The sequence below is a fragment of the Luteimonas chenhongjianii genome (genome assembly GCF_002327105.1).
GTDB classification, from domain to species: Bacteria; Pseudomonadota; Gammaproteobacteria; order Xanthomonadales; family Xanthomonadaceae; genus Luteimonas; species Luteimonas chenhongjianii.
In genome coordinates this window covers 2,825,295-2,836,011 of sequence record NZ_CP023406.1, presented here as the reverse complement: position 1 = coordinate 2,836,011, position 10,717 = coordinate 2,825,295, and the positions used below count along the sequence as shown (strand labels likewise).

6 protein-coding genes are annotated in these 10,717 nt (G+C 68.3%); 3 read left to right on the top strand and 3 right to left on the bottom strand.

From position 1 onward, the window contains the following. Positions 1–85: 85 nt before the first annotated feature. Positions 86–2,836 (bottom strand): TonB-dependent receptor, encoded by a 2,751-nt coding sequence (locus CNR27_RS12820; protein ID WP_096299342.1) that lies wholly within the window; start codon positions 2,834–2,836, stop codon positions 86–88. 237 nt (positions 2,837–3,073) lie between these two features. On the opposite strand from CNR27_RS12820, the gene CNR27_RS12815 reads away from it, so the two are divergent. After that, on the top strand, positions 3,074–4,030 hold the full coding sequence (locus tag CNR27_RS12815) for an oxygenase MpaB family protein (RefSeq protein ID WP_096299340.1): 957 nt from the start codon (positions 3,074–3,076) through the stop codon (positions 4,028–4,030). 49 nt (positions 4,031–4,079) lie between these two features. Here the strand turns inward: CNR27_RS12815 and CNR27_RS12810 are convergent, their stop codons facing one another. Next, positions 4,080–5,696, bottom strand: a complete 1,617-nt coding sequence (locus tag CNR27_RS12810) for an alpha-glucosidase (protein ID WP_096300645.1) — start codon at positions 5,694–5,696, stop codon at positions 4,080–4,082. Positions 5,697–5,883: 187 nt separating this feature from the next. Between CNR27_RS12810 and CNR27_RS12805 the strand changes: the two genes are divergently transcribed. After that, a complete protein-coding gene (locus tag CNR27_RS12805) occupies positions 5,884–7,386 on the top strand; it encodes an MFS transporter (protein ID WP_096299338.1) in 1,503 nt (500 codons plus the stop codon). Continuing rightward, entirely contained in the window at positions 7,383–9,116 is a 1,734-nt protein-coding gene (locus tag CNR27_RS12800; protein WP_096299336.1) for an alpha-amylase family glycosyl hydrolase, read from the top strand. Before CNR27_RS12805 ends, CNR27_RS12800 begins: the two co-directional genes overlap by 4 nt. A gap of 275 nt (positions 9,117–9,391) precedes the next feature. On the opposite strand, the gene CNR27_RS12795 is transcribed toward CNR27_RS12800, so the two are convergent. Further along, positions 9,392–10,429, bottom strand: coding sequence for a LacI family DNA-binding transcriptional regulator (locus CNR27_RS12795; RefSeq protein WP_179948182.1), 1,038 nt, complete (start codon positions 10,427–10,429; stop codon positions 9,392–9,394). Between the last annotated feature and the right edge of the window lie 288 nt (positions 10,430–10,717).

Here is a 10,717-nt window from a genome sequence, read left to right as displayed (position 1 = left end):
GGATGCGCATCCCTTGCAGAGCGCGCCGCAGAAAAAACGAGGGGCGCCTGATGGCGCCCCTCTCCGGTCCCACTTCGCGTTGAGATCAGAACCGGTAGTTCAGGCCCACCAGAAAGGTGCGGCCCCATTCCAGATTCTCCAGCGGCCGGTCGCGCGTGCCGGCGTAGGTGCGATACGCCGCGTTGGTGAGGTTGTTGCCCTGCAGCAGCAGGGTCAGGCCCGACAGCGAAGAGGCGTCGCCGAAGCTGTAGCTGATCTGCGCATCGGTGATGTTTTCGCCGACCACATAGCGCAGCGTGCGCGCGCCGTCGAAGTTGCCGATTTCTCCGATGAAGTCCGAACGCCGGCGCTGGCTCACGCGCGCCTCGAAGCCGTCGCGCTCGTAGTAGGCGGTGAGGTTGTAGACACGCTTGGACAGGCCCGGCAGCTCGATCGGATCACTGCCCACGCTGTTCGCGCTTTCCGGATCGAGGATGCGGATGCTGCTGTCGTTGAAGCTCGCGCTGGCGACGATGCCGAAGCCGCGCAGCGACTCGGTCCACAGATCGAAGGGCAGCGATGCCGTCAGTTCCAGTCCGCGCAGCGTGCCGCCCTCACCATTCTGCGGGGCGGTGAAGTTGCCCACGGTCTGCACCGGCGGCGTGCCCGGACGTGGCACGTAGCTGGCGACGAAATCGGAGAAGTCGTAGTCATCGACGGTCTGCGTGTAGATGTAGGTGCGCAGGTCCTTGTAGAAGAACGCGGCGGCCACGTAGGCCCGGTTGCCGAAGTACTTTTCCCACGACACGTCGAACGCGTACGCACGCCACGGGTCGAGCAGGGGATTGCCGCCACTGCCGCCGGGGCGCCCGGTGGCCTCGTCGACGCCGAACTCGAGCGAGGAGCGCAGCTGGTCCACCCGCGGCCGCGCGACCTGCTCGGCCAGGCCCACACGCAGCGTGTGCTCGCCAGGCAGCTGGAACGCCAGGTTCATGCTCGGCAGCACGTCGGTATAGGTCTTGCCCGATTCGAACGGCCGCACGTTGCTGCCTGCCGGCTGCGTGCTGTCCCAGTAGCGCGATGCCGAGGACTGGTCGACGTGCTGGATCTGCAGGCCCACGTTGCCGGTGACCGCGGTGGTGCCCCAGTCGGTGCTGAGGTTCGCGCGGGCAAAGGCGGTGGTGATCTTTTCGCTGACCGTCCACGCCTTCGGGATCAGGTAATCGAGATCCTCGGTGGGGTCGAAGATCATGTAGCGCGCGACGGCGGCCGGCACGTTCCAGGCCGGAATGTAGCCGACGCCGGCGAATCCGAGATCGACCAGGCCGTACTGCAGGTCGCTGGCGATGGCGGTGTCGCCCTGCGGGCCGAGGTTGATGTTGCCTTCGGGTTGGCGCTTGGATTTTTCGCGGTCGGTGTAGTTGAGGCCGAGGTCGATGTCCGCAAGCCAGGTTGCGGCCGCTGGGCCCGGCAGGGTCAGGCCGATCCGCGCGGCCTTGAGTTCGTCTTCGACCTCGGGCGTCTTGCCGTAGCCGGAGCCGTAGATGGTGTTGGTCAGGAACAGCTGCGCTGCATCGGAGTAGTCGAGGCCGGGTGCCAGCTGGCTGAAATCGTTGCTGCGGATATCCAGCTCGATGGTATCGAGCGAGGGGTTCGGCAGCCGCTGGGTATTGTTCTCGAGACTGACTTCCGAGCGCCGGGCCTTCGACCAGCTCAGGTCGGTGACCAGGCGCGCGCGCTCGAAATTGAACTCGTTGGCCCAGCCCACGGCCGAGATCCGGTCCTTGCGGCGGTTGTACATGCCGCGGACCAGCGGATACACGCCGGTCAGCGTGCCACCGGCGAACGTGTCGTTCCCGCTCAGGCGCACGTTGCTGTAGACGCAGTCGACGTTGCAGGTATCGGAGCCGTTGTACTGGGTGTTGACCTCGAACTGGTTGGCGGTGTCTTCCTGCTCGGCGCGCGAGTGGAAGAGGTCCAGGGTGCTGGTCCACATGTTCGACGGGCGGAACTGCAGCGTCGACATGATGCCGTCGCGCTTGGTGTAGCCGGTGCGGCGCAGGGCCTTCATGCCGTCGGTCGCCCAGGTCCCGGGGGCGAGGCCCGGCCGCGGGTCGGTCTTCCACGGCTCATAGAGACCCACCTGGTTCTCCTGGATCGGCGTGTCGCTGTGCGCGACACCGATCGAGAAGCCGAAGCGGCGGTCGGCCGACTGGCCGATGAAGCTGGCACTCAGGCGATTGCCGTAGGGATCGGTATCGGCGGCCTTGCCCAGCGAATTGCGCTGGAAACGGCCGTTGAGCGTGATCACCGAGTCGCTGAAATTGAGCGGTCGGACGGTCTGCATGTCGAGCGTGCCCGACAGGCCCTGACCCACCAGGGCGGCGTCCGGCGTCTTGTAGACCGTGACGCCGCTGACCAGCTCGGACGGGTACTGGTCGAACTCCACGCTGCGGTTGTCGCCGGTGCTGACCATCTCGCGGCCATTGAGCAGCGTGGTGGCGAAGTCGGGCGACAGGCCGCGCACACTGATCACCTGGGCGCGACCGCCGACGCGTTGCGCGGAGACGCCCGGCAGGCGCGCGATCGACTCGGCGATGCTGACGTCGGGCAGCTTGCCGATGTCCTCGGACGAGACCGCTTCGACGATGGACGTGGCATCGCGCTTGACCGAGATCGCGCTTTCGATGCCGCGGCGGATGCCGGTCACCGTCACCGTGTCGAGCTCGGTGGCATCGGAGGACGCCGGCGCAGCGCCGGCAGGTGGCGTGGTGGTCTGGGCATGCACGCCGGCGGCGAGCATCAGCAGCGCCGACGACAGTGCGGCACTGAGCAGGTTGCGATCGAGCTTCGACATCTCCCCTCCCAAGGGTGTCCAGCAGACAGCTGTGTGTCTTCGAGTTGTGCCGTCGTGCGCGACGCCGGAGGGCGGGCTGGACGGGTCGCGGCCATGGTAATCACGCGCTTCCCGCCACGGCGCGCGCTGCATACGTATTCATGGCGACCCCTTCGCCAGGTCGATCCGGGGGCGTGCGGGGCCACGGAGCCGGCGCGTTCGCGGCGCATGCAGCCGCGTGCCGCTAGCCTTTTCCCGATGGAGATCTCTCGTAACCGTCCCGCCGCCTGGATGCAGGCCGCGATCCGCCACTGGGTGTTGAGCGTCTTTCCGCGCGGACAGAGCAACATCGATTACGACCGTCCACCCGGCGATCCCGGCCTGTTCGGTCCCGACACCGTCACATGGCGCGTGCATGCCGATTTCCCCGGCATGCTCGCCGGCGGACTGGGCGCACTGCTGCTGCAGGCGCTGCATCCGCGCGCGCTTGCAGGGGTCTGGGATCATTCGGACTTCCGCGCCGACCTGGTCGGCCGTCTCCGACGTACCACCGCCTTCGTCGCCGGCACCACCTATGCAGGTACCGCGGAATCACAGCGGCTGATCGCGCGCGTGGCATCCATCCATACGCATGTGCGCGGCACCACCGCTGATGGCATCGCCTATGCGGCCGACGATCCGGACCTGCTGACCTGGGTGCATGTCTCCGAGGCCTACGCCTTCCTCCAGGGCTTCCGTGCGTATGCGGGCATGAGCCTGCCGCCGGGTGCCGAGGATCGCTACTACCAGGAATCAAGCCGGGTCGCCGAAGCGCTCGGTGCGCGCGACGTGCCAAGAAGCGCGGCGGCAGTCACGGCCTACTTCGCGAAGGTGCGCCCGGAGCTGCGGTTCGACGCCAGATCACGCGAGGTGCTCGATGTGCTCCGGCGTGTGCGCTTGCCGGTACCGGGCGCCACGGTATCGCGTGAGGTCTTCCTTGGCGCCGGCGCCGCGCTGTTGCCGGGCTGGGCGAGGGCGCTGCTGGGCACGACGCCAGCGCAACGTCTGCGTGACCAGGCATATGCCGGGCTGCTGCGGACCTCGGCGCCGATGTTCCGCGCGGCATTGCCCGACGGCATCGCGCCGCGTGCGTGCCGGCGCATGGACGTTCCGGTGGCGATTCTTCGCAGCTGGGACGGCGTGCGGCTGCACGGGCAGGAAATGGCGGACCGCTGACCGGCGCAGCGCATCCGGACGCGCCGCCACGCCGTCCGGCCGATCGCCTTCAGTCGAGCGTCGCGAACAGTGCCGCATGCGCCGGCAGATGGACCACGCCCGCTTCGATCGAGCCCGCCATCAGGCCATGGCCGCCTGTCGCCTGCGCCCCGCCGAGGTGTGCGGGCAGTGGCCACGCCACCGGCGATGCGGACAGATTGAAGATCGCCAGCAGCCTCGACCCGGCATCGCCGCGCACGAAGGCCAGTACGGGTTCGGGGGCCGCGATGAACTGCTGCGCACCTGCAATCAGTGCAGGCTGCCCTCGCCGCCAGTGCAGGAAATGGCGGGTGGTCGCGAGTACCGAATGCGGATCGGCCTCCTGCGTGGCCACGCTGCGCTGCCGGTGGGTGTCGGGAATCGGCAGCCAGGGCGTGCCGGCGCTGAAACCGGCATCGTCGGCGCCGGTCCACGGCATCGGCGTGCGGCATCCGTCGCGGCCCTTGAAGTTCGGCCAGAAGGTGATGCCGTAGGGGTCGCGCAACTGCTCGAACGGTACATCCGCTTCGGGCAGGCCGAGTTCCTCGCCCTGGTAGAGGCACACCGATCCGCGCAGGCTGCAGACCAGGCCCACCATCTGCCGTGCGAAGTCGGGGCTGGCGTCCGGGCCACCCCAGCGCGTGACCGCGCGCTGCACGTCGTGGTTGGAGATCGCCCAGCACGGCCAGCCGTCCATGGCGGCCTCCAGCCTCTCCACGGTTTCGCGGATGTAGCCGGCGCTGAAGTCGTCGACCAGCAGTTCGAAGCTGTAGCCCATGTGCAGTCGGCCGGGGCGGGTGTATTCCGCGGTCGTGGCCAGCGAGTCCTCGGACGAGATCTCGCCGAGCGCGGCCACGTCGCCGTATCCGTCCATCAGGCTGCGCAGACGCTCGATGAAGCCGATGTTTTCCGGCTGCGTGTTGTTGTACCAGTGGTACTGGAAGGCGTAGGGGTTGTCGGGTGAGAAGCCGCGACCGATGCGCAGCGCCTCCGGTTTTGCCGGGTTGTCGCGCAGCTGCGCGTCGTGGAAACAGAAGTTGATCGAGTCCAGGCGGAAGCCGTCGACACCGCGGTCAAGCCAGAACCGCACGTAGTCGAGCGTCGCCTGCTGCACGGCCGGCTGATGGAAGTTGAGGTCCGGCTGGCTGGCGAGGAAGTTGTGCAGGTAGTACTGGCGCCGCCGCGGCTCCCAGGTCCAGGCGGGTCCGCCGAAGATCGACAGCCAGTTGTTCGGCGGCGTGCCGTCGGGCTTCGCGTCGGCCCAGACGTACCAGTCGGCCCTGGGGTTGTCGCGTGATGTGCGGCTCTCGACGAACCACGCATGCGCGTTGGACGTGTGGCTGAAGACCTGGTCGATCATGACCTTCAGACCCAGCGCGTGCGCCTTCGCCAGCAGTGCGTCGAAATCGGCCAGCGTGCCGAACAGCGGATCCACATCGCGCTGGTCGGCGATGTCGTAGCCGAAGTCGGCCATCGGCGAGCGGAAGAAGGGCGAGACCCAGATCGCATCCACGCCCAGCGAGGCCACGTAGTCCAGCCGCGCGATGATGCCCGGCAGATCGCCGACGCCATCGCCATCGCTGTCCATGAAGCTGCGCGGGTAGATCTGGTAGATCACCGCGCCGCGCCACCACGGGCTGTTGCTCATCGTCGTCTCGTCGTTGGATGCGTGGCGACGGTAGAGCATCGCGCGCCCTGCGCGGAAGCGCGCATCGACGTCCGAAGCCATGAATACGTATGCGGCGTGGGGCGGGTCGTGGCGTGCTCGTTACCATGCGGCATGCACGCGCCACCGGCGGCGCGTCGCAGCGGACCTCGGGAGGGCCTCGCCGCGTATGCGCAACACGAAACCGCAGCTGTCGTTCGGGCAGATCTGGAACATGTGTTTCGGCTTTCTGGGGATCCAGTTCGGGTTCGCCCTGCAGAACGCCAACGTCAGCCGCATCTTCCAGACGCTGGGCGCCGACATGGAGGACGTGCCAGGCCTGTGGATCGCCGCGCCTCTGACCGGCCTGCTGGTGCAACCGGTGATCGGTTATTTCTCCGACAGGACCTGGACCCGCCTCGGTCGTCGTCGCCCCTACTTCCTGTGGGGCGCGATCTTCTCCACCGCCGCCCTGCTGGTGATGCCGAACTCACCGGAACTGTGGATCGCCGCCGGCACACTCTGGGTGCTCGACGCCTCGCTCAATGTGTCGATGGAGCCGTTCCGGGCCTTTGTTGGCGACCAGCTGGCGCCGCGCCAGAGGCCGACCGGGTACGCGATGCAGGGCTTCTTCATCGGCGTGGGTTCGGTGGTGGCGAGTGCGCTGCCGTTCGTGCTGGCGAAAGCCGGCGTCGCCAATACCGCCGGCCCCGGCGAGGTGCCCGACACCGTGCGCTACGCGTTCTACTTCGGCGGCACCGTGCTGCTGTGCGCGGTGCTGTGGACGGTCCTGCGCACGCGCGAATATCCGCCCGAGGTGCTGGCCGGCTTCGATGATGCGCACCCGCCGGGCACGCTTGCCGTCGGTGATGCGCCGGTCCCGTCCGCTGCCGGCGGCGTGCCGTGGCTGCTGCTCGGGATCGCCGGTGTCGCGCTGGTCTGGGTGATGGAATGGGACCGCATGCTCCTCGTGCTCGCGGGGCTGCCGCTCGCCTATGGCGTGCTGCGGCAGGTCGCGGCGCTGGGAACGCGCGGCATGGTCGCCGCGATCGTCGGGGACCTGCATGCGATGCCGGTGACGATGCGCCAGCTCGCCGTGGTGCAGTTCTTCTCGTGGTTCGGGCTGTTCGCGATGTGGATCTACACCACGGCCGCGGTCGCGCAGACCCACTACGGCGCGACCGATCCGCAGTCGGCCGCCTACAACGAAGGTGCGAACTGGGTCGGCGTGCTGTTTGCCGCCTACAACGGGTTTGCCGCGCTCGCCGCGGTTGCGATTCCGTGGATGGCGCGCCGGTTCGGCCTGCGCGCGACCCACCTGGTGAACCTGTGGCTGGGCGCAGCGGGGCTGGTGTCGGTGGCCTTCATCCGCGATCCGCAGTGGCTGCTGCTGTCCATGGCCGGCGTCGGCTTCGCCTGGGCCTCGATCCTGTCGCTGCCCTATGCGCTGCTGTCCGACAGCCTGCCCGCGCACAAGATGGGCGTGTACATGGGCATCTTCAATTTCTTCATCGTCATCCCGCAGCTGGTTGCCGTGAGCACGCTGGGTTTCCTGCTCGGTCACGTGTTCGGCGGCGCGCCGATGCGCGTGCTGATGGTCGGCGGCGTGAGCCTGGCGCTGGCCGGCCTGTTCGCGCTGCGCGTGTCGCGCCCGCTGTCGGAACGGGCGCGAATCCGAGGAGTTACTGCATGACCCGAGTATTGCCCGTCGCCATCGCCGCGCTGCTGTGCGTGGCCTGCAGCCATGGAGGGGCCCGCGCCAGCGATGCGTCGGCGGAGGGGGCGCTGTACGGCACGCGTGCGCCGTTCGCCGCGCATGCGGTCTACTTCGTCGTCACCGACCGCTTCGTCAACGGCGACCCGGCGAACGACCAGCGCGAGCAGGGCGGGGTGCATCGCACCTTCGACATCCCGGTGCGCTGCGCGGATGGCATCGACGGCAACATCGGGTATCTCGGAGGCGACTTCCGCGGCGTCCTCGACAACGCCGGCTACATCCGCGACATGGGCTTCGGCGCGGTGTGGATCACGCCGATCGTCGACAACCCGGACGAGGCCTTCACCGGCGGCGACCCGGTCGCCTGCGGCAGTTCGCTGACCGACCGCGGCAAGACCGGCTACCACGGTTACTGGGGCACCAATTTCTACAAGGTCGACGAGCACCTGCCGAGCGCCGACCTCGACTTCCGTGGCTTCACCGACGGCATGCGCGCCGCGGGCCTGAAGACCGTGCTCGACATCGTCGGCAACCACGGATCGCCCTCGTGGACGATGCCGGTCGCGCAGCCCGGCTTCGGCCAGATCTTCGATGTCGCGGGCGCGCTGATTGCAGACCACCAGAACCTGCCGCCGCAGCAACTCGATCCCCGGAACGCTCCGCTGCACGCGTTCTACAACGCGACTGGCGTGGTCAATGCCGAGAAGGGCTCGATCTTCGACGGCAATCTTGCCCAGCTGTCGGATTTCGACGCCGCCAACCCGGCTGTCTTCGAGTATCTCGCCGGTGCCTACGAGCACTGGATCGGGCAGGGTGCCGATGCGTTCCGCATCGACACCATCGCGTGGATGCCGCATGCGTTCTGGAAGCAGTTCGCCGAGCGTATCCGTAGCCGGTATCCGGACTTCTTCATGTTCGGCGAGGCCTTCGACTACGACGCAGGGAAAATCGCCGAACACACCTGGGCGCGGAACGGTGGCATCAGCGTGCTCGATTTTCCGATGAAGCAGGCGATGGACGAGGTGTTCGCGGGCACGGCCGGTTTCGAGCGGCTTGGCTCCGCGCTGCATCTCGAGCGCGGCCCGTACGCGAATCCCTATGAACTGGCGACGTTCTACGACAACCACGACATGCCGCGCATGGACGCCACGGATTCCGGCTTCATCGATGCGCACAACTGGCTGTTCACCGCGCGCGGGATTCCGGTCGTCTACTACGGCTCGGAGACCGGCTTCATGCGCGGCCGCGCCGAACACGCCGGCAACCGCGCGTACTACGGCCAGACACGCGTCGACGCCGGCGCGCGGAGTCCCATCCATGGCGCGCTGACGCGCATCGCCAATCTGCGTCGCGACACCCCGGCGCTGCAGCGCGGGCTACAACTGCCGCTGCGCTTGCAGGACGACCACGCCGCGTTCTATCGCGTGATCGACGACGAGGGCGTACGGCAGACCGCGCTGGTACTGCTCAACAAGGGTGATGCGCCGTGGTCGGCATCGCTCGATGCGGACGAGGTCGACGACGGGACCTGGCGCGATGCGCTGGGCGGTACGCTGGTGACAGCCCGGGATGGCCTGGCGCTGGACGTGCCAGCACATGGCGTGCGGGTATTGCTCCGCGACGACTTGCCGGGGCGGCCTGGCCTGCGTGCGCGTCTGCATTCACTCATGTCGGGGCGCCACGGCGGCCCCGACGTCGCGCACTGAGCGCAGGGTGGGCCCCGGGCATCCGGGGCGGCTGGCACGGTGGCACGTGCAGCGTCGGGTCGGTGGCCGAACCCCGCCCGGTGGCGGCCGACAATGCCATCCGGGGCCGTCCTCGATCCGGTGATGTCTCGGGATGGTGCTTGTGGCCGCTCGCATCGCACGTGGGAGCGGGCGCTACCGGGGCGGGTGCGGCGCCGCGGCGAGCACCGGGGCCGCCCCATCGCGCGATGCAGGGCCACGGCCGGATCCGCGCCGGAGTGCGGCTGCGCGTGAGGCTACGGATCGCGCCTGCCGCTCGAGTCGCGCACCACCAGCGATGTCGGCATGCGCATGCTTTCCGCCGGCTCGCCCAGCACCAGCCGCATCAGCGTGTCGACCAGCAGCTCTCCGGCAGTCAGCGTGTCCTGCACCACCGTGGTCAGCGCAGGCGTGGTCATGCGGGCTGCGGGAATGTCGTCGAAGCCGGCGATCGCGATGTCCCCGGGCATCCGCAGGCCGTGTTCGGCGAACGCGCGCATCGCGCCGATCGCGATCAGATCGCTGGCAGCGAACACCGCATCGAATGGCAGCCCGCGCCGCAACAGTTCGGTGGCCGCCGCATGGCCGGACTCCTCGGCGCTTTCGGCATCGACCTGCAGCGCTCGCTCCATGGGCAGGCCGCGCGCCTGCAGCGCCGACTCGCAACCGCGCCAGCGATCCAGGAACTCCGGGTAGCGGCTGGACGCATCACCCAGGAACGCGATGCGCCGATGCCCCAGCCCCGCGAGATGGGCGCCGACCAGCGCGCCGCCGCCGGCGTTGTCGCAGCCGATCGAGATGCCCGGCTGCTCCGGCAGTACCGCCCCCCAGCGCACGAACTGGGTGCCCTGTTCGACGAGGGTCCGCAGTTTTCCCTGGTAGGCGAGGTAGTCGCCATAGCCCAGCAGGATCAGTCCATCGGCCTTGTGGCTGTCGCCGTAGTCGGCATGCCAGTCGTCGGAGAGCTGCTGGAACGAGATCAGCAGATCCTGGCCGTGACGCGCGCAGGCGCGGGTAATGGAGCCCAGCATCGGCAGGAAGAAGGGGTTGATGTGCGACTGGTCGCTCGTGGGATCCTCGAACAGCAGCAGCGCCAGCGTACCGGATTGCTGGCGGCGGAGGTTCGAGGCGTTCTTGTCGACCTTGTAGTTGAGCTCGCGCGCGATCGCGAGAATGCGCTCGCGGGTCTCGCGATTGACCGAGGGCTGCCCGCGCAGCGCCCGCGAGACCGTGGGCTGGGACACCCCGGCGATGTGGGCGATGTCCAGGGAGGTCGGCTTGCCTTTGATCGTCATCGTGCCTGCGCAGGGCGTGTGGACCTCGGCGGATGATGCCACGCCGGCTGGCGGCGCCCGGTCCGGCCGCGGTGCGTTGCGGGGATCCGCGATCCCGGTCGTCCAGCGCAGCGCACGCGAGCGTTCTCGGCTAGAATCGGCCTCTTCGCTCCATCAGGAACAGGTGGCCCGCGACCCCGCCGGCCGAGCGTGCGACATGAGCACTACCACCGCCCATCGCTGACCGTTCCCGGGTGTGCCATCAGGCGCCCTCGTGGCGCCTTTTTGTTGCCGCCTTCTTCCGCTCCG